Genomic DNA, 21,263 nt, shown 5'->3' with positions numbered 1-21,263 from the left:
ACTATGAAAAAGGCAAAATCACACAGCGACATCGTTGAAGCACTGTCATTGCAGGACCTCTGTCGCTTTTGTCACGCAGAAGCAGCATGGGTCATCGAATTGGTCGATTATGGCGTGCTGGACCCCAAAGGCAGCACAATCGAGAACTGGCGATTTGTCGGCACAAACATCGCGCGGGCCAAAAAAGCGCATCGTTTGAACCGTGATCTTGGCATCAATGTTCAAGGCGTTGCGCTGGTTCTGGAACTGTTGGAGGAACGTGACGCCGTCAGGCGCCGCCTTTCGCGCTATGAGGCGATCTGATCCGCGTGCCGCTGGTTCCTGACACCAAATCCGCGCAATCCGCCAGCTTTCCGATGGCTGAAAACCCGCCGGTGCCACGGACAAAGTCACAAGCCGCCTCGACCTTTGGTCCCATGGACCCCGCCGGAAACGACTTCTTGGACAGTGCATCGGGCGAGGTCTGGCGGATCAAGGTTTGATCAGGCGTGCCCCAGTGATCAAAGACCCCCTTGACGTCCGTGAGCATCAAAAACGCATCGGCATTTAAGGCACGCGCCAATAGTCCGCTGGCATGATCCTTGTCGATCACCGCCTCGATCCCGATCATCGTGCCGTCGGGCTTTTGCACAACCGGAATACCGCCGCCGCCCGCACAAATCACAATCACCTTCTGATCTAAAAGCAGCTGAATGACCTCAAGTTCGAGAATCCGTTTTGGGCGCGGGGACGGGACAGTGCGCCGGAAACCGGTGCCATCCGCGCCGATGGTCCAGCCACGGTCTACACTCAGCTTGGCCGCATCATTTTCGGAATACACCGCCCCGATGAATTTGCTTGGCGTCTGGAATGCGGGGTCGTTCGGGTCAACTTCGATCTGGGTTAACAGGGTCGCAAACCGCGCATCCGACGCATAGGCATTGTCCAACTCTTGTTGCAACACGTAGCCGATCATGCCGTCGGTTTCAGCGCCCAAAACATCCAGTGGAAAGGGCCCGCCTTGCAAGGCTAGATAGCCGACTTGTGGCCCGTTGCCATGGGTGATGATCAGCTCGTGACCGGTCTCTAGCAGGGTCGCGAGTGATTTTGCAGCGATACGAATACTGGCGCGCTGAGAACGCGCCGTCAGCGTTTCACCACGTTTGGATAGGGCATTTCCACCCAAGGCTACGACGATACGCATCTAGGCCCCCAACGTTGCGACCAGCACGGCCTTGATGGTGTGCATCCGGTTTTCAGCTTGATCAAAAATGATGGAGGCCGGGCTTTCGAACACCTCATCTGTCACTTCCATCGCGTCTAACCCAAAGGTGTCGCGGATGTGTTTGCCGATTTCGGTTTCGGTATTATGAAATGCCGGCAGGCAGTGCATGAATTTGGCATGAGGATTCCCGGTCATGAGCATGGCCTCTGCGGTGACCTGATAGGGCATCAGCAGCTTGATCCGTTCGGCCCAGACGGCGTCGGGTTCGCCCATCGACACCCAGACGTCCGTGTAAATCACGTCACATTCGCTGACGCCTTGCTGCACGTCCTCGGTCAGCAAAATGCGCGCGCCGCTGATTTCGGCCTCTGACAGTGCGGCGTTCACGATAGCCTCGTCAGGCCAGAGCGATTTTGGACCACACAGGCGCACATCCATGCCCAGCTTGGCCGCGCCAATCAGCAGGCTGTCACCCATGTTGTTGCCCACATCCCCCAAAAAACAAAAGGCAATCTGGCCCAGCGGTTTGTCCACATGTTCCGTCATGGTCAAAACATCGGCCAGGATCTGGGTCGGGTGAAATTCGTCCGTCAGCCCGTTGTAGACCGGCACGCCGGACCATTTTGCCAACGTCTCGACCACGTTCTGGCCAAAGCCGCGGTATTCGATGGCATCGTACACGCGGCCCAAAACGCGGGCTGTGTCCTTGATGCTTTCTTTTTTGCCGATGTGGCTGCCGGAGGGCCCCAGATAGGTGACATGCGCGCCTTGATCGTGGGCTGCGACCTCAAAACCGACGCGGGTGCGGGTCGAATTTTTCTCGAATATCAAGGCGATGTCGCGCCCTTTGAGGGTCGGCTGTTCGGTGCCTGCGTATTTCGCTGCTTTCAGATCAGCGGCCAATTTCAGCAGAAACCGGATTTCAGAACCGGTAAAATCACGCAGGCTCAGGAACGAGCGGTTTTTCAGGTTGTAGGCCATGGGGTTACTCCAACGGATCACGGGAAATCGGGCAGGTCATGCAATGCCCACCACCACGCCCACGGCCCAATTCGGCGCCGCGAATGGTGATGACTTCGACACCGGCTTTGCGCAGTTGCGTGTTGGTGTGGACGTTGCGGTCATAGGCCAGCACGACGCCGGGTTCCAAAGCCACCACGTTGTTGCCGTCGTCCCATTGTTCGCGTGCGCGCTCAAAGCGATCACCGCCGGTGGCAATGATGCGCAAAGATTTGATGCCAAGCACCTCTTGGACCGCGTCAAAAATAGTCCCGGGGTCCTCGCTGACACGCAGCCCGTTTTTGTCATCCGGATACAGCTTGAAACAGCGGATTTTGTCAGCGATTTGGGTAAAGCTGGTCACCACATCGCGGTCACAAAACGAAAACACCGTATCCAGATGCATAGCAGCGCGAGACGGGGGCAATTGACAGGCAATGACCCGGTCTGCAGCGCCCTGTTGAAAAAGCGCGATGGCCAATTGCCCAACCGCTTGAGGGGTCGTGCGTTCGCCCATACCGATCAAAACGCAGCCATTGCCGATGGGCATGACATCACCCCCCTCTAGCGTCGCTGGCCCAAAATCCTGATCCGGATTGCCCCACCAAACAGTGGTGTCAGCCAAAAAACGCGGGTGGAATTTGTAAATTGCCGCAGCGATCAGTGTTTCTTGGTGCCGCGCAGGCATGTGCATCGGGTTCAAGGTGACACCACCGTAAATCCAACTGCTGGTATCGCGTGTGAACATCAGGTTTGGCAGTGGCGGCAGCACGAACCCGTCGTGCCCCAGAAACCGCCCGAACATGCTGGTCGGGGCAAACGGCAGATCGTGCACCGTGATCCCGCCGGTCAGGAAGCGGGTCAAGGCCAAGGCTGGCATTGCATCCAACCAGCTGCGCAATTCATGCAGCATGCCGACGCCGATGTGGTCCTCGGTGATCTTGCGATCCAACAGCCATTGGCGGGCCTGCGGTATCTCAAGCACATCCGTCAGCAAATCATGCTGGTCCAGCACCTCGACGCCGCGATCCCGCATTTTGTCGCAAAAGGCAAAGTGATCCTTGCGGGCCTCGTCGACCCAAAACACGTCGTCAAACAGCAAGGCCTTGCAGTTGCTGGGCGTCAGCCGTTCGTGGGCAAGACCAGGGCGCGACACCATCACCGTGCGCAATTGACCGACCTCGGAAAACACACCGGGTTTGGGGGTCATAGCATCACCGCCGCGCTCAGCAGGGCCATCGACATCAGGGACAAGATCACCAACAGCGGCCAGACAAATCGCAGCCACGTGTTGTAGGGTACGCGTCCGATGGCCAGCCCACCGACGACAACCGCGTAGGTCGGAGCGACCAGGTTGGTGATGCCAATGGCGCTTTGAAATGCGGTCACCGCTAGTTCGCGACTGACCCCTGCAAAATCCGACAGCGGTGCCATGATCGGCATCGACAAAACCGCAAGGCCCGAGGTCGAGGGCACCAGAAAGCTCATTAATGCTTCGATCCCGAACAGGGCGTTGACAAAGGCCACCTGCGACATGCCCGAGATCCAGCCTTCAAAGGTGTGCAAAAACGTATCGGTGATCCGGCCTTGATCCATGATGATGACAATGCCGCGCGCCAGACCAATCACCAGTGCGACGCCCAACAGATCCCGTGCGCCGGTCACAAACGCATCCGTGAATGCCTTTTCACCCAGCCACCCCAGAATGCCGATCACAATCGATGCCCCCAGAAACAGCGCTGACATTTCGGCCATCCACCACCCTTGCGAGGACACGCCCCAGACCATGGCAACAAATGTGGCGGCAAACAGGATCAGGATCACGATCTGCATTGCGCTCAGATGCGTGCCCTCATGCGCGCTATGGTTTTGCAGAAAATGCGCTTCGTTTGCGTCTTTCAAATGGGCAACCAAAGACTGCTCGGGATCGCGGCGCACCCGTTCTGCATAGCGCATCACAAACATGACGGCGGCCAACCAAGACAGCCCAAGAATGATCAGGCGCAACGTCATTCCGTCAGTAAAGGCGATGCCGGCCGCGTTGGAGGCAATGGCGGTGGAAAACGGGTTGATAGTCGATCCGATCACCCCCACACCCGCACCCAGCATGATGATCGCGACACCTGTCAGCGCGTCATAGCCAGCGGCAATCATAATCGGGATCAGCAGCACATAAAACGCCAGCGTTTCTTCGGCCATGCCGTAGGTGGTGCCACCCGCGGCGAACAGCGCCATCATGATCGGAATCATCCATTTCTCGCGCCCTTTCAGACGGCGCATGGCTTGGGTCACGCCCGTGTTGATCGCACCTGTGGCGGTCACAACGCCCAGAAACCCGCCCGCGATAAGAACAAACAACGACACATCGATGGCGTTGGCGGTGTAATTAGCAGGATCGTAGAACCCGGCGATGGGGGCCATCAGCACGTCAAACAGCCCTTGGGGCGCGGCCTCGATCTGCGCATAGGTGCCTGCAACAGGGACATCCCTGCCCAAGGCCGCATTGGGCACGCGCTGGTAGGTGCCTGCCGGAATGATCCACGTCAGGGCAGCCATCGCGATAATAAGCGCGAACAAGATCGTGTAAGCCGTGGGAAACCGTCCCTGCGGTGGTTGCGTCGTTGCGCCCTTGTTCGGTGCCGTACCCATATCAAACGCCCCTGTAGGTGAAGTCTGAGCAGGAGTATGGGGCAGGGCGACAGGCATGGATTGAGATTGCTCAATCGGGGTGAAACGACCCTATTTTGTCAGGCGATGTTTGTACTTTTGATACAGCCGCTGGTTCATCTGAATGAATTGCCCCAAGGCTCTGCCCAACAGACCCGCTGAATTGCGCACCAGATAAAAGTATCCTGTCAGGCTGGCGATCAGCCCGCCCACCGCATTGATAATCAGATCGCCCATCGTGTCATCCAGCCCTGATTTTTGCATGTTTAGGCCAAAAAACAAATCCATCGTGAATTCAAAAATCTCCCAGATTGCACCGACAGTCATGGCCACGCAAAACGTGATGAATGCAATGGCCGAAGGTGGTGCCGCCAGCCGATCCCCGTCAAACAGCATGAACACAAACAGAAATCCGGTCAGTCCGAAACCCAAGGCGGATGATCCGTGCAAACCCAGATCCCACCACCAAAGCCGCTCGTAAAAATCAAAGGCTTCCCCCAGAAAAATCGAGGCAAAAAAGAACAACGTCGTTGCAACCAAAAAGGGCAAGGGCAGGGTCAATGACCACCGCGCAGCCAACAAGGGCGGAACCAACGACAGCGTCAAGGTTGCGATGCTGACAAAGGCCAGCGACCATCGCCCCAACCCCAGCGCAATCATCGCGGCCACCAACAACAGTGCCCAAATAACAAGGACAGGTCGGCTGCTTTTTCTAATCCAACCCATCAATGTTTAACCCCTTAGCTGTTAAATTTTGGTGCAACGCAGCCTATATAACAGAAATGCAAAGCCCGAAAATACGCATCGCCAGCTATAATATTCGCAAAGCCCGTGGGTTGGACCAACAACGCCGACCCGAGAGAATATTACATGTTATCAACGATTTGTGCGCTGATATTGTAGTGTTGCAAGAAGCGGATATGCGGATGGGGCGGCGGAAACCCGCGCTGCCACGGGCATTGATCGAGACGCACACCGATTTCGATCTGGTCGAGATCAGCGCCAATGGCATCAGCATCGGATGGCACGGCAACGCCGTTTTGGTGCGCAAAGGGCTGCATGTGCGCGACCGCCAGCGACTGGATCTGCCGGGGCTTGAACCACGCGGTGCCGTGCGCCTGACTTTGGACATCGGGGCGGGGGATAATGGCGCGCGCACCGGACTGACGGTGCTTGCTGCGCACTTGGGTTTGCGTCGTCGTGATCGGCGTGCCCAGCTTGCCAGCTTGATCGAAACCGCCACCGCCGATCCGCATACCGTGATTGCAGGGGATTTCAATGAATGGTCCTCTTGCTCGGGGCTGGAACCATTGACCCCGCATTTTGAAATCCACAGTCCGGGCCTGTCGTTTCATGCCAGACGCCCTGTCGCAGCACTTGACCGGTTTGCCCTGTCGCGCGGGCTAGAACTGCGTGACGGCGGTGTCGAACAGGGGCCGTTGGCGCGGCGGGCATCAGATCACCTGCCGATTTGGTCCGACATTGCGATTGGGGCCACTACTTGCTGATGGGGCCACTACTTGCTGAACATGACCGGCAGTTTTTGATTGCGCAGCAACGCATGTGTCGTGGCCCCAAGCACAAAGTCGTAGGTGCGCGAATGACCAAGAGCACCTGTCGCGATCAGATCGGCACCGGTTTCAAAGGCCACTTTGTTGAGCACGTCGGCGATGCTGTCGCCCATCTTTTCGCGGTGCAGCAGCGTGGCATCCAGATCGTGGCGCGCGAACATTTCGACCATGTCGATGGCATCTGCGTCCGTCAGCGCATCGTGCGGCGACTTGCCAACCCGCAGCAGCGTCAGCTTGGCCCCGGTATCCGCAAGGCCGAGCAGATCGTGGGCGGCACGCGTCGCTTCTTTGGTGTCGCTCCAGCCCAGCAGCAGGTTCGCGCCGATAACAGGACCGTCATACCCCAGTGGCACGACAATGACGGGTCGCCCGCTTTCCTTGATCACTTGGATTTGGGCGCGGCGCTGGTCAAAGCGGGCATGCTCTTTGTCTTCTTGGGCCATGATCACCACGTCCGCCGCGCGCGCACTTTCGACCATCCGGTCTGTGGCTGATACAGCTTCGGCATGTACCAGACGGAATTCACTGACAAAATCCTCGTTGGTTGTGTGGGTGGTGAATACGGATTTGATGTCTTCGGCCTGTTTTTTTTGACTGGCATTAAAGGCCGCAAAGGCGGGTTCGGGAATGTGCATGGCGATGCCGGGGTAGACTAGCAGCGCCTCGACGGTGTGCAGGCAGATCAAATGTGCGCCATGTTTGCGCGCCATCGGAACCGCAGTTTTCATCAGTGTTTCGGCGTGCTCGGGGGTGGTCAAGCAGACTAGAATTGTTTTGAGACCCATGGGATAACTCCTTTGAATACGGCGGACGGCAAATGCCCTGCGCAAGTGCCCCGACCAGATGCTTTTGCCCCAAAATATCTAGCAAGCTGCACGCAAGCGCGATTGATCCCGGTCAATTCAAAGGGGCAATCCGAAGGGGCAATCCAAAAGGGTCAGTCGCGATCCCCCTGTGACAGTCCTAACAAGGCCTCGGGGCGTTGGATGATGATCGAGTGTATGTTGTCGATCGCGATGATCTTGCTTTTGCGCAATTGGGTTAGCGTTCGGCTGACTGTCTCGGTGGTTAGACCCAGAAAATCGGCAATGTCAGACCGGCTCATCGGGAGAGTGATTTGCCGAAATCCCCCCAAATCCTGTCCGACACGCTCCGTCAGAACACACAGAAACGAGGCGAGCTTTTCGACCGCTGATTTCCGCCCGAGCATCATAAAATGATCTTGCATCGCGCTGATTTCGCGCAGGGCCGCCTGCATTAGCGAGTGGTACAATTGCGGATCGCATTGACCGTTTTCCAGACAGGCGCTGCGAATGGGTTGCAGGCGAACGTCGCTGAGCGCATCACAATCGGTATGGTGCAGGCCATCCGCTGGAAAACCAACAATATCACCGGGATACCCGAATGCGATAACCTGCCGGCGTCCATCGACAAGCAGACGGGTCAGGCGCAAAACACCACTGTTTACCTGATACAGCCAGTCAACTTCGTCGCCCTCGTAAAACAGATACGTGCCTGTTTTTAAACGGGTTTGGGCCGTCAGCGGGCCTGTGCTGTGCAGCGCAACGGCGCAGGATTTCTCGGCAAAGTCATTCGGGATGGTGACATACATTTTTGGGACCTCCTGAGGGATGTGAGGCCACCTTGAATAGTGAATGTAATCCGGCGTATTCTAAATTAGCGGGAAATTGTATCGTTTTGTATCAGGCTTGCCCGCGCTGGCGTTTTTACCTTTTTGTTTAACTTCGTTCTGTAGCGGTTCATTGGCCCGAAAAGGCAGCAAAGGTGCGATATGTCGGATCAAATGATCCTTGTTGTCGATGATGATCTAAAAATCAGGAACCTTTTGCGTAACGTGCTTGAGGATGACGGATTTACTGTGCGCGAGGCGAAAAACTGCTCTGAGGCGTTGCAGGCTTTGAACAGCGCGCAGATAGATCTGATCACGCTGGATATTCATTTGGGATCAAAAAACGGTATCGATCTGGCGCGTCAAATCAGACAGGATTCTTTGGTGCCGATCATAATGGTGACGGGCAAAGACGATGTTATCGACCGTGTGGTCGGGCTTGAGGTTGGCGCAGATGATTACATCACCAAGCCGTTTCACGTGCGCGAAGTGGTGGCCCGCATCAGAAGCGTCCTGCGCAGAACCGCACAATCCATGCCGGTGCCACAAGGGCGCAACGCGGTACCTGTGCACGCAAACGACATCGCGAGTGCGCGGTTTTGCTTTGACAGCATGACGGCGATCCCCGACCGGATGGAACTGTTGGACCGCGACGGATCAGAGTGCGGTTTGACCAGCGGCGATTTCAAATTACTGACCGTGTTTCTGAACAAACCCAAACGCGTATTATCGCGCGATCAGTTGATGGATTTGACTGGCGGTATCGGGTGGAGCCCACTGGACCGCGCCATCGACAATCAGGTCGCTCGCCTGCGCAAAAAGATCGAGCGCGACCCCTCAAAACCCAAGTTGATCAAGACCGTGCGCGGCGTCGGCTACACGTTTGCCTGTGACGTTCAGATCGTTCCGGCGTCAGGGTCTTCGGCCAAAAGCGCCTGAAGACGGCGGGCAAGGTCGGATTGGCGGTAGGGTTTGTGCAAAATGTCGTACAGCCGGTTGTGGGCCATCGCACCGGTGATGACATCACTGGCATACCCGGACGTCAGCAGCACCTTGAGGTTAGGGAATTCAGCGGTAATTTTTGCAGCCAGATCGTATCCGTTTAACGCCCCCGGCATCACCAGATCAGAAAACACGAGGTCCACCTGTACGCCATCCCTTAGCATCCGGTACGCGTGATCGCCGCTGTCTGCGGGCAATACCCTAAACCCAAGGTCGCGGATGCGTTCTAACGACAGTTTGCGCACCTTTGGATTGTCTTCAACAACCAGAATTGTCTCGCCTTGACCGCGCGTTGACGGGTTTGCTTTTTTATCCGCAAAGTCGGCGTCGTTGTGTTTGGGGGCGGGGCGCGCCAAGGCCGGAAAATACAACCCAAAACTGGTCCCAAGGTCCTGCTCGCTGTACAGCGTCACATGCCCGCCCGACTGGCGCACAAACCCGTAAACCATTGCCAGCCCCAGACCGGTGCCGCCGCTGTCGGATTTGGTGGTGAAAAAAGGTTCGAACGCACGGCGCTGGGCCTCGATGCTCATGCCGGCACCATTGTCGCTGACGGACAGGCGTACATAATTTCCCGGCTCGATGTCGGTTTCCTGCGCCATGTACGTGTCGTCGATCGTCACATTCTCGATGGACACCAGAATTTCGCCCCCCGTGCCCATCGCATCGCGCGCATTCAGCGCCAAATTCATCAGCGCTGATTGCAGTTGCGTGGGGTCGATCAACACCAGATCAACCTCATCGGCAAAATCGGTTTTGATGCGGTAACTGACACCCAAAGTCCGCTTGAGTAGCGCCAGTGTCTCGGCACACACCGTGCGCAAGTCGGCCTTTTGCGGCTTCAGATTCCCACGGCGCGCAAACATCATCAACCGCGATGTCAGGTCACTGCCTAATTCAGCCGCATCCAACGCGTCCTTGATCAATGGCACTTGGCGATCGGTTGCACCGCGCATGTCCATCAATTCCAGATTGCCGATGATCACGGTCAACAGGTTGTTGAAATCATGGGCAATTCCACCCGTCATCTGGCCAATCGCATCCAGACGCTGTGATCGGGCCAGCGCGTCTTCGGTGGCTTTGCGATTGGTCAAATCATGCAGGATTCCGACAAAGATACGCTGGCCATCAGCCTCGGCATGACCCACTGACAGGTGCAGTGGGAAAACCGATTTGTCCTTGCGCTGCCCTTCGACATCGCGGCCTAATCCGATGATCCGTTTTTCGCCAGTTTCGATGTGATGACGCATGAAACCATCATGCAAGGTGGCCAGCGCCTTGGGCATCAGCATGTTGACGCTTTGGCCGGTCATCTCCGGGACGTCATAAAGAAACAGGCTGGCGGCGGCCGCATTGGCGCGCAAGATCATCCCGTGCTGGTCAGACACAATGATTGCATCCGCCGCCGCGTCTAGAATGGCGTCCAAAACAGCGCTGTCGTGTTGGATTTTGCCCATGTGTGATGTCCCTTCATAACCAGCCTGCCAAAGGTCTCACTACGGGGGCAAGTCCCAATTGACATGGGTCAAAGGCGGGAATGGCGGATCTGCCCCCGCGACGGATCACTGTTTTGATCCTGTACACGGCTCACCTTACGGGGTGTGAAGCGCGAGGTTCTTGAGGGTCAGATACCGGGTCAAATCCGCCAGCGTTATGACCCCAAGCAGGGCGTGATCCCGCATCACCATAAACTTTCGCCGGTGCGTTTTCTGGATGTGTTCGAACAGGTCCATCACTGTCATATCCGGCCTGATAACAGCGCTGTGGTCGAGCCCTGCAAACACATCGCCAATTCGCGTATTCGCCCAGTTTTCGCGGTCAATCGCGCCGAGAACCGACTGATCCATATAACCCAGCAGCACCGTGCCTTCGAGGACGGGAACAAAGCTGACGCCGTGGTGTAGCATCGTGTGATTGATGAATTCTGCCAGCGTCATGTCAGGGCCAACGGTGACGGGGTCGCGTGTCATCAGCGCATCGACCGTCTTGCCTGCGAAAACCGTTTTTGCCAGTTGCATTTGGTAGCTGGAGCGCGCTGCGATCAGCACAAATCCCCCGATCATCAGTTGCCAAAGTCCCGCAATCAACGCGCCCTGAAACAGCGCTATTATGCCCAAGGCCATCACGACATATGCAAAGACCGCCCCCGCACGGGTCGCGATCCGGGTGGCTCGCAAAACATTGCCGCTGGTGTGCCACAAATAGGCGCGCAGCACCCGTCCGCCATCCAGTGGAAAGGCGGGGATCAGGTTGAATAGCGCCAATATCAGATTGATCAACGCAAGATACGACAGCACTGCGTGCATCGCGCCCAGCATGAATATATCGCTAACTATCCAGAACCCGAACGCCAAAAAGACGGACATAAGCGGGCCTGCCAGCGCAATCCAGAATTCAACCTGTGCGGATGCCGGTTCTGCCTCAAGCTCGGCGACGCCCCCGAATAAAAACAGCGTGATATTGTGGATGGGAACGCCTGATTTCCGTGCCACGATGGAGTGTGCCCATTCATGCAGCAACAGCGAGGCAAACAACCCGAACATCGCAATCAACGCCATGGTCAGGTAGGTCGCATCAGAGGCGGCGGGCAAAACGCTCGGGAAATATTCTTGCGACAATGTCCACGTGACAAGGGATGCAATCACCAACCAACTGGGATCAACTTTGATGTCAAACCCGTTGAACGTAAATAGTTTTACCGCATTCGAGAACATACCCCGGCTCCACCCTTGGGACCAGCATACTGCGTGTGAAACGAGTGGAATTGATTTTCCTCAAGGCAGTTCAATCACCGCTGAAATCCGTGCGAATGCTTTCATAACGGCGGCCACGTCGCCAAAGTGATTGAAAAACGCGGCGCGGAATTTGAGCGATGTCAAAACCACGGCGGCTGGGGATTGTTATGCCAAAGCGATGCAGATCCCCGCAACACCCCTAAGCCAGAGCGTCTTTGTGTTTGCCCTTTGCGCCGCTTGCGTTTGGATCGCAGGGGCGAGGCTGGCGTATTTGGCTGATGCACTTTCAGATCGCTTCCGGCTTGCCAAATCATTGGTGGGCCTGTTGGTTTTGTCCTTGGCCACCTCGTTGCCAGAGGTCGCCACGACGTTAACAGCGGCTGTGCAACAGGCGCGCGATCTGGTGTTGAACAACCTGTTTGGCGGCATCGCATTGCAAACGGCGATTTTGGCGATGGCTGATTTTTGGGCGCGTGGCCCGATTACCAATTATCCGCGCAAGGCCAATCACGCGCTTGAGGCGACGTTGCTTGTTTTGTTGCTCGCGGTGGCTTTGGTCGTGACCAATCTGGGCGAGACAGCCGTGTTCGCGGGTGTTGGTTTGGGCAGCGTTTGCATTGCGTTTGTGTATGGCGGCGCGATCTGGTTGCTGCGCCGGTACGACGATAGCAGTGACTGGGTGCCGGTGGATTTGCCTGATCCGGATCCGCTGCCCTTTCCTGCGCCCACTGGCCTAAGTCAGGCCACGAACCGCAGCCTGATTTGGCAGGCGATAGCGGCCTGTGTCGCCATTCTGGTCTTTGGTTTGTTACTGGTACTGTTTGCCGAGCGTATCGCCGATCAATCCGGTCTTGGGGCTGGCTTTGTCGGGGTGACCTTGCTGGCTGCGGCCACGTCATTGCCGGAATTGACGACCAGCATCGCAGCTGTGCGGATCGGGGCCTACACAATGGCGATTTCCAACATCTTTGGCAGTAATCTGATCATGCTGGTGTTGGTGTTTCCGGCTGACGTTCTGTTCCGTACAGGCCCGATTTTGCAAAACACATCGCGCACAGTCAGCCTGGCACTGGCCTTTGGCCTGGTGGTGACAGCGATCTTTTTGACGGGTCTAATTGTACGGCGCAAACCAAAAGTCGGGGTATTCGGGCTGGATTCAATTCTGGTGCTACTGACCTTTCTAGGCAGCTTGGTTGCGTATTATTACGCGCGCTGAACCCGCGACCGCATCGCTTTGTAGAGCTCCGGACCGACTATGATCGGCAGGGCAAAACCCCCGATCCAAACCCATTCGTCAACGCCGATCGGCACCGTGTGCAACAGACTTTGCAAGGGTGACCAGTACACCGCCAGCACTTGCGCCCCAAGCGTTACAATCAACGCCAATAGCAAAAACGGATTGCTGAACCAGCCGATTTTCCAGCAGCTCAGGCGCAGGGATCGAAAGGCAAAAACGCTGGCCTTTTCAAAGACAACCATGGCTGTGAACGCGGTTGTACGCGCCAACTCGACCCCTTGATCTATCATGTGAAAGAAAATCCACAGGCTTGATAATCCGGTGTACGTGCCAAGCATTATGATCGTGACAACGCCGCTGAGCCCCAAGATTGCGGTGTCTTTGCCGCGCGGGCGGTGCTTCATTTGGTCGGGCTCTGATTTTTCCAATCCCAATGCGACGGCAGTGACCCCATCCGTCACAAGGTTCATCCACAAAATCTGAGTGGCGAGAAACACCAGCGGGCCGCCAACGGCAATGTTGACCACCAGCGCGATCACTTCGCCCGCATTTGAGGACAACAGGTAGCGTACGAATTTCTGGACGTTGGCGAACTGACGGCGGCCTTCGGCGATGGCGCGCACAATGGTTGCGAAATTGTCGTCCAGCAGGACCAGATCAGCGGCATCACGGGCAACATCGGTGCCCCGGATGCCCATCGCGACGCCGATGTCTGCCTGTTTCAGGGCAGGGGCGTCGTTAACGCCGTCGCCTGTCATCGCGACGATCTGACCTTGGGTTTGCAGCGCAGAAACGATGCGCATTTTCTGCTCTGGCTTGGTGCGCGCGAACAAAACATTGTCCTGCAACACGTCCCTAAGCGCTGCGTCGTCCAAGCGATCCAGATCGCTGCCCGTCAGGCGCTGCGTAACCTTAAGCGCCAGTTGTTGCGCAATGGCCGTGGCGGTGATCGGGCTGTCACCGGTGATCATGACCACCCGAATGCCCGCGCCCCGTGCTTGGGCAATTGCGGCGCGCACCTCTGCCCGCGGGGGGTCGATCAAGCCGACCAAGCCTAGAAAGATCAAACTGTCTTCGCTGATCTGTTGATTGGGGGCAGGGCGGCGGGCCAGCGCAATCACCCGTAGCCCCTGTTTCGCCAGATCGTCGTAGGCTTGCAAAACACTGTTTTGATCCTTGTTTGTCAGAGCACGGATGCCATCGTCGGTCATGATCTGCGTACAAATTTCCAGAACATGTTCGGGCGCGCCTTTGGTCAAAACATCCGTGTCCTTACCGGATTGGTACAGAACGCTCATCCGTTTTCGCGCACTGCTGAACGGGATTTCTGCCAACACGTCAGATGGTTGCGGCGGCGCGATTTGTCCTTTGTGACCAAGGGTTACCAGCGCGCCTTCGGTCGGTTCGCCGACCATCTGCCAATCGTCGCCATCGCGGTGCAGGCGCGCGTGGCTGCAATACAACCCGACCTGCAACAGGGCCGTTAGAACCGGATCATCGGCCGCCAGACACAGCGCCCCGCCGCTTTCGATTTGCCCCGTTGGGTCATACCCGGTTCCGGTCACGTCATAGCGGCGATCAAGCGTCCAAATCTGCGTTGCCGTCATTTTGTTCTCGGTCAGTGTTCCGGTTTTATCCGTGCAAATCACCGACGCAGCACCAAGGGTTTCAACCGCTTGCAGGCGACGGACCAGAGCGTTCTGGCGTACCATCGCTGTCGCGCCGAGCGCCAAGGTGATCGTCACAACCGCCGGTAATCCTTCGGGCACCATGGCGACGGCCAGCGACAACCCCGTCATCAGCATTTCAGTCAGATCGCGCCCAAAAAAGAGCCCAAGACTGGTCACACCGCCTGCGACCACAATTGCGGCCGTTCCCAGTTGGCGGGCCAAAAGGCCCAGTTTGTTTTGCAGGTTGGTTGTTTTTGGCCCGACCGATCCGGTCAGCAGGGCGATCTTGCCAAATTCAGTGATGGTCCCTGTGGCGCTAACCCGTGCCTCTGCGCGCCCGGCCATCACGGACGTGCCGGCAAACAAACAGGCATTCGGGTTGGTTTCGTCCTTTGCGACGGGCACGGATTCGCCGGTCAGAACGCTCTCGTCGACGGCAAGGTTCGAGGCGTGGATCACTGTGCAATCGGCTGCGATTTTGCCACCGGGCGCAAGGATCAGGATGTCGCCGGGTACGATTTCTTTTGCCGGGATCAACTGTTCGCGCCCGTCGCGCAGCACCATCGCTTGCGGTGACAGCATCTTGCGCAGGGACGCCAGCGCCGTTTCGGCCTTCCATTCCTGAACGAACCCCAAACCGGCGTTCAAGAACAAAACAAGGCCAATGGTCAGCGCGTCCATCGTCTGGCCCAAGGTGATTGCGACAGCCGCCGCAACGCACAGGATCAAGACCAGAAAATCGGAAAACTGGCGCAACAACACGCGCAGTGGTCCGGCCTGCGTGACCGTTGGTAATTCGTTCCAGCCATGGACTTGACGGGCGGCCAGAACCTCTGGTGCCGTCAATCCGGTGTGTCGCGTGGTTCTGGGCAAAGGGGGACCTCAATCATCAATGACGTTGGATCCGGTATCTGGCGGATATGTGGCCAAGCGATTGAGCGAGATCAAATCAGGGCTGCATAATCGTACTACAATCGCGCCTGTACCGTCACAAACCGGAGGCCCCCAGATGGCAAACAAACCACAACCACAAGACCCGATCGCCGCAACATCCAAGGATACTCAGGACAAGCTGACGCAATTGCAGAGTGCCGGATTTGGCAATTTGATGGGGATGAGCACGGCATGGCTGGAAGCCGTTGGCGACATGAGTGCAGAAGTCGTTGGCTTTGTCGCGGAACGCATCAAAGAAGACGTGAAAACCCAGCACGAGATTCTGCAATGTCGCAACGTCGCTGACCTTCAGCATGTTCAGGCCCAGTTCTTTCAAAAAGCGATGGACCAATATCGTGTCGAAACTGGCAAGCTGGTTGAAATGACCAGTTCGAAAGCGTCTGTCGCCGGTGGGGATGGTACCGGTGGGGATGGTAAAGGATAACCTGATCTTCGCGTGACCGGCACAACACCCTTTGAAATGACCGATGCGCGCTGGAATTCGCTAAGAAAATCAGGGGATGCGCACAAACATTGCTATGGTCACGCTGTAATCGTTTCTGGCCCCGCGGGCCAAGGCGGCGCTGCACGATTGGCAGCCCGTGGCGCGCTGCGCATCGGGGCAGGGGTGGTGAGCGTGGTCTGCAACAAGGCCGCCGTTCCCGAGCACGCCGCCCAGTTGAATGCGATCATGATCAAACCGTATTCCACCCAAAACGATATTTTGGCCTGTTTCCGCGCGATCAGACCGCAGGCTGTCTGCATTGGCCCGAATTTAGGTTTGGCGCTGCCCAGCCAAGTGTTGCTGTCGCAAACTTTGATGCTTGGGATACCAATGTGCATCGATGCCGATGCCATCACGCTTTTGGCCGATACCTCGATCACTTTGCCCACGATTTTGCACCCGCAAAGCGTTTTGACACCCCATGAAGGCGAGCTGCGCCGCTACATTCCGCAGGCTTTTGCCACGACATCCTGCCGCGTATCGCTTGCGCAAAGTGCTGCTGCCAAAGCCGGATGTGTGGTTTTGTTCAAGGGGTCCGACACCATTATCGCGGCCCCTGACCGCGCGCCCCTGATTGTCAGTTCAAAGCACTACAAAAACGCGAGTGCCCTTGCCACTGCGGGATCGGGGGACGTTTTGTCCGGGTTTGTCACGGGGATGTTGGCGCGTGGCTTTGACGCTTTTGAGGCCGCCGCACTTGCCGCTGACCTGCATCTGCGCTGCGCCGAGCAATTCGGCCCCGGGTTAATCGCCGAAGACATCCCCGAAATTCTGCCACAGATCCTGCGTTGACTTAGATCAAAACGAAACTGGCGGACTTGTTCTAAAAGGGGGCAAGGACGGACCGTGAATACCTGCAATTGCACGCAGGGATTTCGGGTCTCATAACACGCAAAACACCGCGTGAAACCACCAATGAAAGGACAACGACATGACTGCCAATCTTGGAAAATTTGATCGTGTGCTGAGGATATTTCTTGGCCTCGCCCTATTCCTTGCGCCGCTTTTAAATGTGCCGGCGATGTGGTCCAGTGCAACGCTGGCCTATGTCAGCATGGCCGTAGGCGTGGTTCTGGTTGTCACGGCATTCTTCCGTTTTTGCCCGCTTTACCGGCTTTTGGGCATATCAACCTGCAAGATTTGATCAAACGGAAATTTCTGCTCAAGGCGTCTGCTTCTATCCTAGCGCGTGCGTAAAAGCGTTAGACAATGATCTTCATTGTTGGAGGCTACTTGTAACCGATTGAACCTATGTTATCGAAATAGTGAAAACAAAAACCTTAGCTTGCAATCCATTGAAAACACTAGATGAAAAAAATGAACAAATACCAAAAATTTACCTAAGTTATTGATATTAGCAATATATTATACCTATTGTACCTTCTGGGCGCTATGGCGGCAAGCCTGCTGTTGTTGCCGACAACACCTTGGACCGTCATTTCGAAGTTGATGCGCCCGATACGGTATGGGTGACAGACATTACCTACATCAGAACGCATGAGGGCTGGTCGTATCTCGCTGTGGTCATTGATCTGTTCTCGCGGCGTGTCGTTGGCTGGTCAATGCAGTCGCGCATGACAACTGATCTTGCTTTGCAAGCACTGTTAGCTGCTGTTTGGCGGCGCAAACCAAAGACCAAGGTGATGATCCATTCTGATCAAGGATCGCAGTTCACGGGCAAAGAGTGGCAATCGTTCCTGGACAAACACAATCTGGATGCCAGCATGAGCAGACGTGGGAACTGCCATGACAATGCGGTGGCTGAAAGCTTCTTCCAGCTTTTGAAACGGGAACGCGTCAGGCGGCGGACATATGTCACACGCGATGCTGCAAGGCAGGACGTGTTCGACTACATCGAGATGTTCTACAACCCGACCCGCAAGCACACCAACAACGGCATGCTGTCGCCAGTTGACTATGAAACAGAACAAAGAAAAATGAACAAGGCGGGCGTCTAGGAAACTAGGGGCACCTCATGCAGAACACTTGCACCTGGTCACAATGAGTTGTTGAAAAGCGGGTCAATCATAATATACGTTATATATACGAATCGTATAGTCATAACTTGAGGAGACTCGCATGGGCATTGTCAAAATCGGCGATGAGCTGCACGAAGAAATCCGTCGGGCCAGCACCGTGATGTGTCGATCCATCAATGCACAAGCCGAGTTCTGGATGAAAATCGGCATGCTTGCTGAGGCCAACCCGACCCTGTCCTTTAACGACATCGTAAAAATGCAGTTGGAGGCAGCACAGGTCGGGTCCGTGGATGTCGTGGCGGCGTGACGTAGTAAAGACCCGAGACGAGTTGGAGCTGATGCGGACATCGGGCAGACTGCTTGCATCGGTCTTCGAGAGGTTGGACGCGCAAAACTTCCTTGGCATGTCGACACTCCAGGTCAACGATCTGGTTGATAGGTTCATCACCGTCGACTTGGCAGCCCGACCTGCGAGCAAGGGCCAATACGGCTTCGAGTATGTCTTGAACTGTTCAATGAATGATGTGGTCTGCCATGGCGTGCCCAACCCAGAAGAGATCATTCAGGATGGCGATATCGTCAACTTCGATATTACGCTGGAAAAGAACGGCTACATCGCTGACTCGAGCAAGACTTATGTGATTGGAAATGCCCCGCCGGCTGCCAAGCGATTGGTTGGGATTGCGCAAGGTGCGCTGTGGCAGGGCATAAAACAAGTCCGACCCGGTGCGCATCTGGGCAACATCGGTTTTGCAATCGAACGACATGCCAAGAAAAACGGCTGTTCAGTTGTACGCGAATATTGTGGGCATGGCATCGGGCGCAAAATGCACGAAGAGCCACAGGTGCTGAACTTTGGACGATCGGGACAAGGCTTGAAACTGCGCGAAGGCATGGTTTTCACCATTGAGCCGATGATCAATCAGGGGTCGCGCAAAGTCGCAACCAAAAGTGACGGATGGACCGTGGTCACGCAAGATGGCAAGCTATCAGCCCAGTTCGAGCATACGGCCGCGGTCACAAAGACCGGCGTCGAAGTCCTGACACTGCGGCAAGATGAAGTGGCACGGCTAAGTGCCTAGGCGCATGCAGCCACTTTAACCCTGAAACGCCTCTGCCAGATGATCAATCACGGCACGCACTTTGGGGACGTGGCGCAGGTCTTCGTGCGTGACGATCCACGTTTCCAACAGGCCAACCTGCAGGTCGGGCAATACGCGCACAAGGTCGGCGTGGCCGACCGCCACCGGGACCTGCACCACGCCAATCCCTACGCCCGCCCGGACGGCGGCAAATTGTGCAGGGTGACTGTCCGTTCGCAAAACGAAATGCGCGTGCGGCACATCGGGGATAACATCCGCCGCGAGCCGTAGGTCCGCCTGCGCCCGATCTGAGCCGATGACATCGTGACCGGAAAGATCCGCTGTCGTTTCGGGCGTGCCGCGTTGTGCAAGATAATCCCGATGCGCGAACAAGCCCAACGGGATCTTGGCCACCTTTCGTGCCACCAGTGCCTGCTGCTTGGGGTCCGTCATGCGCAACGCCACATCCACTTCATGCTCCAGCAAGTTCGCGGTGACATTCGACAGGACAAGTTCGATGCACAGCGCTGGATGACGCTGACGTAGGGATGTCAGCATTGGCGGCAGCACTTCGATGCCCACAAACTCCGACACGCTCAGGCGCACAACGCCCGCGATCTGGTCTGGTTGGGATGAGGCCGCGCGTACCATAGCGTCGGACGCCCGCTGCATCGCACGCACATGATCGGCGAGCATCAAAGCCTGATGTGTCGGGACCATGCCGTTTACCGAACGCACAAACAGGGCAAAGCCCAGAACATGCTCAAGTGCTGCAATCCGTGCCCTGACCGTGGGTTGCGACAAAGACAGCCTGCGGGCGGCCGCTGAAAGGCTGCCTTCTTCTATGACTGCTAAAAAGGCGCGTTGGTCGTCCCATTCAGCCTCGTGTTGTGGCGACGTACTCATAACTTTTTTATAGGCTGGTCACAACATTACGGCAATTCCTTTCCAGCCCTTGTCGCGCCATCTTTGTCCCAACGAGCACACCAAGGAGACAGATATGCCCGATATATCAAACCAGTCCCGCACAGCACTTGTCTTGGGCGCAACCGGGGGCATCGGCGGCGCAATCGCGCGCGCACTTGGCCAACACGGATGGACCGTTCGCGCAATGGTGCGAAATCCTGATCACGCCAAGGCGCGTTGGGCATCGACAGATCGTGTTCCACATTTTGTAGTTGGCGATGCGATGATCCCGGACGACGTCATCCAAGCCGCGACCAAAGGCGACGCGGTCCATGCGATTATCCATGCCGTGAACCCACCCGGGTACCGCAACTGGGACAAGGTTGTGCTGCCGATGATACACAATACCATCGCCGCGGCACGCGCCGCCAATGGCGCCCGTGTTGTCCTGCCGGGCACGGTCTACAATTACAATCCAGCGACAACATCAATCATCACCGAAACAACTCCGCAAAATGCAATCACCCGCAAAGGGCAGATCCGCATCGCACTTGAGCAGCGGTTGGCCGATGCTGCACCGGATGTTCCCAGCCTGATCCTGCGGGCGGGGGATTTCTTTGGGCCCGGTGCGCGGGCAAGCTGGTTTGGTCAAGGCATGATCACCGCAGGCAAGCCGGTGCGCAAGGTCACCAGCATGGCGCCTGGGGTGCCGCATGCCTACGCCTATTTGCCGGACCTTGCCGAAACATTTGCGCAGCTACTCGACATCTCCGATCGCTTGCAACCTTTTGAAAGGCTCCAGTTTGACGGAACCTGGGACGCCGACGGACGGATGATGTTGGATGCGATCCGCAGGGTCATCGGCCAAGATGTGCCAAAAAAAGCGTTTCCATGGTGGCTCATGCGTATTCTTGCCCCGTTTGGCGGTTTCCCAAAAGAGGCGATCGAGATTGAACCTGTCTGGCGCCACCCCATGCGGCTCGACAATAAACGATTGATCACACTGCTGGACGAAGAGCCACGGACCCCGATTGATGCGGCGATCAAGCGAACACTAATCGACATGGGGTGCCTGCCGAAACCCCCGGAAACATCCGTACCGGTTGTGGCCTGACACCATCCGCCACTGCCAAATCCACAATC

21 protein-coding genes and 1 pseudogene are annotated in these 21,263 nt (G+C 56.5%); 11 read left to right on the top strand and 11 right to left on the bottom strand.

The annotated features are described in order from the left end of the window. Positions 1-3 precede the first annotated feature (3 nt). Positions 4-303 (top strand): chaperone modulator CbpM, encoded by a 300-nt coding sequence (locus tag ACFIO0_RS10875; protein ID WP_390910421.1) that lies wholly within the window; start codon positions 4-6, stop codon positions 301-303. Here ACFIO0_RS10875 and ACFIO0_RS10870 read toward each other — a convergent pair. From ACFIO0_RS10870 to ACFIO0_RS10850, 5 genes are all read right to left on the bottom strand, one after another. Continuing rightward, entirely contained in the window at positions 269-1,183 is a 915-nt protein-coding gene (locus tag ACFIO0_RS10870) for a carbamate kinase (protein WP_390910420.1), read from the bottom strand. The two genes, ACFIO0_RS10875 and ACFIO0_RS10870, sit on opposite strands and share 35 nt — an antisense overlap. Continuing rightward, positions 1,184-2,185, bottom strand: a complete 1,002-nt coding sequence (gene argF, locus ACFIO0_RS10865) for an ornithine carbamoyltransferase (protein WP_390910419.1) — start codon at positions 2,183-2,185, stop codon at positions 1,184-1,186. 4 nt (positions 2,186-2,189) lie between these two features. After that, complete coding sequence (locus ACFIO0_RS10860; protein ID WP_390910418.1) at positions 2,190-3,491, bottom strand: arginine deiminase; 1,302 nt, start codon at positions 3,489-3,491, stop codon at positions 2,190-2,192. Beyond that, positions 3,410-4,852: a YfcC family protein gene (locus ACFIO0_RS10855; protein ID WP_390910417.1), complete on the bottom strand. Its 1,443-nt coding sequence runs from the start codon at positions 4,850-4,852 to the stop codon at positions 3,410-3,412. The genes ACFIO0_RS10860 and ACFIO0_RS10855 overlap by 82 nt, the downstream gene beginning before the upstream one ends. Positions 4,853-4,942: 90 nt before the next feature. Next, positions 4,943-5,596: a hypothetical protein gene (locus ACFIO0_RS10850; RefSeq protein ID WP_390910416.1), complete on the bottom strand. Its 654-nt coding sequence runs from the start codon at positions 5,594-5,596 to the stop codon at positions 4,943-4,945. Positions 5,597-5,652: 56 nt separating this feature from the next. On the opposite strand from ACFIO0_RS10850, the gene ACFIO0_RS10845 reads away from it, so the two are divergent. After that, positions 5,653-6,378 carry an endonuclease/exonuclease/phosphatase family protein gene (locus tag ACFIO0_RS10845; RefSeq protein ID WP_390910415.1) on the top strand — a complete coding sequence of 242 codons (726 nt, stop codon included), beginning with the start codon at positions 5,653-5,655 and terminating at the stop codon, positions 6,376-6,378. A gap of 8 nt (positions 6,379-6,386) precedes the next feature. Here ACFIO0_RS10845 and ACFIO0_RS10840 read toward each other — a convergent pair whose 3' ends face one another. Continuing rightward, the gene (locus ACFIO0_RS10840) at positions 6,387-7,226 is read right to left on the bottom strand and encodes a universal stress protein (RefSeq protein WP_390910414.1); all 840 of its coding nucleotides are present in this window, start codon (positions 7,224-7,226) and stop codon (positions 6,387-6,389) included. A 152-nt stretch (positions 7,227-7,378) separates the two neighbouring features. Next, positions 7,379-8,053, bottom strand: a complete 675-nt coding sequence (locus ACFIO0_RS10835) for a helix-turn-helix domain-containing protein (protein ID WP_390910413.1) — start codon at positions 8,051-8,053, stop codon at positions 7,379-7,381. 180 nt (positions 8,054-8,233) lie between these two features. Here ACFIO0_RS10835 and ACFIO0_RS10830 point away from each other — a divergent pair, with 180 nt between their 5' ends. Continuing rightward, a complete protein-coding gene (locus ACFIO0_RS10830) occupies positions 8,234-9,010 on the top strand; it encodes a response regulator (RefSeq protein ID WP_390910412.1) in 777 nt (258 codons plus the stop codon). Here ACFIO0_RS10830 and ACFIO0_RS10825 read toward each other — a convergent pair. Continuing rightward, positions 8,968-10,530, bottom strand: a complete 1,563-nt coding sequence (locus ACFIO0_RS10825) for an ATP-binding protein (RefSeq protein ID WP_390910411.1) — start codon at positions 10,528-10,530, stop codon at positions 8,968-8,970. The two genes, ACFIO0_RS10830 and ACFIO0_RS10825, sit on opposite strands and share 43 nt — an antisense overlap. A 135-nt stretch (positions 10,531-10,665) precedes the next feature. Next, a complete protein-coding gene (locus ACFIO0_RS10820) occupies positions 10,666-11,787 on the bottom strand; it encodes a site-2 protease family protein (RefSeq protein WP_390910410.1) in 1,122 nt (373 codons plus the stop codon). Positions 11,788-11,938: 151 nt separating this feature from the next. On the opposite strand from ACFIO0_RS10820, the gene ACFIO0_RS10815 reads away from it, so the two are divergent. Further along, positions 11,939-13,024, top strand: coding sequence for a sodium:calcium antiporter (locus ACFIO0_RS10815; protein ID WP_390910409.1), 1,086 nt, complete (start codon positions 11,939-11,941; stop codon positions 13,022-13,024). Here the strand turns inward: ACFIO0_RS10815 and ACFIO0_RS10810 are convergent. Then, on the bottom strand, positions 13,012-15,588 hold the full coding sequence (locus ACFIO0_RS10810) for an HAD-IC family P-type ATPase (RefSeq protein WP_390910408.1): 2,577 nt from the start codon (positions 15,586-15,588) through the stop codon (positions 13,012-13,014). The genes ACFIO0_RS10815 and ACFIO0_RS10810 overlap by 13 nt on opposite strands. A 136-nt stretch (positions 15,589-15,724) precedes the next feature. Here ACFIO0_RS10810 and ACFIO0_RS10805 point away from each other — a divergent pair, with 136 nt between their 5' ends. The 6 genes and pseudogenes from ACFIO0_RS10805 (at position 15,725) to map (ending at position 19,214) form a co-directional block, all read left to right on the top strand. Continuing rightward, positions 15,725-16,093, top strand: coding sequence for a phasin family protein (locus ACFIO0_RS10805; protein ID WP_390910407.1), 369 nt, complete (start codon positions 15,725-15,727; stop codon positions 16,091-16,093). A 12-nt stretch (positions 16,094-16,105) separates the two neighbouring features. Beyond that, on the top strand, positions 16,106-16,945 hold the full coding sequence (locus ACFIO0_RS10800; RefSeq protein WP_390910406.1) for an NAD(P)H-hydrate dehydratase: 840 nt from the start codon (positions 16,106-16,108) through the stop codon (positions 16,943-16,945). A gap of 139 nt (positions 16,946-17,084) precedes the next feature. Further along, entirely contained in the window at positions 17,085-17,297 is a 213-nt protein-coding gene (locus ACFIO0_RS10795; RefSeq protein ID WP_390910405.1) for a YgaP-like transmembrane domain, read from the top strand. A 241-nt stretch (positions 17,298-17,538) separates the two neighbouring features. Next, a pseudogene (locus ACFIO0_RS10790) lies at positions 17,539-18,111 on the top strand (IS3 family transposase); the annotation flags it as partial. A 121-nt stretch (positions 18,112-18,232) separates the two neighbouring features. Beyond that, entirely contained in the window at positions 18,233-18,439 is a 207-nt protein-coding gene (locus tag ACFIO0_RS10785; RefSeq protein ID WP_390910404.1) for a ParD-like family protein, read from the top strand. Next, positions 18,423-19,214 carry a type I methionyl aminopeptidase gene (gene map, locus ACFIO0_RS10780; RefSeq protein WP_390910403.1) on the top strand — a complete coding sequence of 264 codons (792 nt, stop codon included), beginning with the start codon at positions 18,423-18,425 and terminating at the stop codon, positions 19,212-19,214. Before ACFIO0_RS10785 ends, map begins: the two co-directional genes overlap by 17 nt. A 15-nt stretch (positions 19,215-19,229) precedes the next feature. Here map and ACFIO0_RS10775 read toward each other — a convergent pair whose 3' ends face one another. Beyond that, the gene (locus ACFIO0_RS10775; RefSeq protein ID WP_390910402.1) at positions 19,230-20,120 is read right to left on the bottom strand and encodes a LysR substrate-binding domain-containing protein; all 891 of its coding nucleotides are present in this window, start codon (positions 20,118-20,120) and stop codon (positions 19,230-19,232) included. A gap of 94 nt (positions 20,121-20,214) precedes the next feature. On the opposite strand from ACFIO0_RS10775, the gene ACFIO0_RS10770 reads away from it, so the two are divergent. Next, the gene (locus tag ACFIO0_RS10770) at positions 20,215-21,234 is read left to right on the top strand and encodes an NAD(P)H-binding protein (protein ID WP_390910401.1); all 1,020 of its coding nucleotides are present in this window, start codon (positions 20,215-20,217) and stop codon (positions 21,232-21,234) included. The last annotated feature ends 29 nt before the right edge of the window (positions 21,235-21,263 follow it).

This window comes from Pseudosulfitobacter sp. SM2401 (genome assembly GCF_042932805.1).
Taxonomy (GTDB): Bacteria; Pseudomonadota; Alphaproteobacteria; order Rhodobacterales; family Rhodobacteraceae; genus Ascidiaceihabitans.
The sequence above is the reverse complement of the archived record's forward strand: the minus strand, read 5'-3'. Positions and strand labels throughout refer to the sequence as shown.

Excerpts from the sequence above, each read along its gene's own strand:
- ACFIO0_RS10840 (WP_390910414.1), bottom strand. The coding sequence starts at position 7,226 with ATGGGTCTCAAAACAATTCTAGTCTGCTTGACCACCCCCGAGCACGCC.
- ACFIO0_RS10805 (WP_390910407.1), top strand. The coding sequence starts at position 15,725 with ATGGCAAACAAACCACAACCACAAGACCCGATCGCCGCAACATCCAAG.
- ACFIO0_RS10825 (WP_390910411.1), bottom strand. The coding sequence starts at position 10,530 with ATGGGCAAAATCCAACACGACAGCGCTGTTTTGGACGCCATTCTAGAC.
- ACFIO0_RS10835 (WP_390910413.1), bottom strand. The coding sequence starts at position 8,053 with ATGTATGTCACCATCCCGAATGACTTTGCCGAGAAATCCTGCGCCGTT.
- ACFIO0_RS10870 (WP_390910420.1), bottom strand. The coding sequence starts at position 1,183 with ATGCGTATCGTCGTAGCCTTGGGTGGAAATGCCCTATCCAAACGTGGT.
- ACFIO0_RS10855 (WP_390910417.1), bottom strand. The coding sequence starts at position 4,852 with ATGGGTACGGCACCGAACAAGGGCGCAACGACGCAACCACCGCAGGGA.
- ACFIO0_RS10830 (WP_390910412.1), top strand. The coding sequence starts at position 8,234 with ATGTCGGATCAAATGATCCTTGTTGTCGATGATGATCTAAAAATCAGG.
- ACFIO0_RS10875 (WP_390910421.1), top strand. The coding sequence starts at position 4 with ATGAAAAAGGCAAAATCACACAGCGACATCGTTGAAGCACTGTCATTG.
- ACFIO0_RS10785 (WP_390910404.1), top strand. The coding sequence starts at position 18,233 with ATGGGCATTGTCAAAATCGGCGATGAGCTGCACGAAGAAATCCGTCGG.
- ACFIO0_RS10775 (WP_390910402.1), bottom strand. The coding sequence starts at position 20,120 with ATGAGTACGTCGCCACAACACGAGGCTGAATGGGACGACCAACGCGCC.
- ACFIO0_RS10820 (WP_390910410.1), bottom strand. The coding sequence starts at position 11,787 with ATGTTCTCGAATGCGGTAAAACTATTTACGTTCAACGGGTTTGACATC.
- argF (WP_390910419.1), bottom strand. The coding sequence starts at position 2,185 with ATGGCCTACAACCTGAAAAACCGCTCGTTCCTGAGCCTGCGTGATTTT.
- map (WP_390910403.1), top strand. The coding sequence starts at position 18,423 with ATGTCGTGGCGGCGTGACGTAGTAAAGACCCGAGACGAGTTGGAGCTG.
- ACFIO0_RS10845 (WP_390910415.1), top strand. The coding sequence starts at position 5,653 with ATGCAAAGCCCGAAAATACGCATCGCCAGCTATAATATTCGCAAAGCC.
- ACFIO0_RS10770 (WP_390910401.1), top strand. The coding sequence starts at position 20,215 with ATGCCCGATATATCAAACCAGTCCCGCACAGCACTTGTCTTGGGCGCA.
- ACFIO0_RS10795 (WP_390910405.1), top strand. The coding sequence starts at position 17,085 with ATGACTGCCAATCTTGGAAAATTTGATCGTGTGCTGAGGATATTTCTT.
- ACFIO0_RS10850 (WP_390910416.1), bottom strand. The coding sequence starts at position 5,596 with ATGGGTTGGATTAGAAAAAGCAGCCGACCTGTCCTTGTTATTTGGGCA.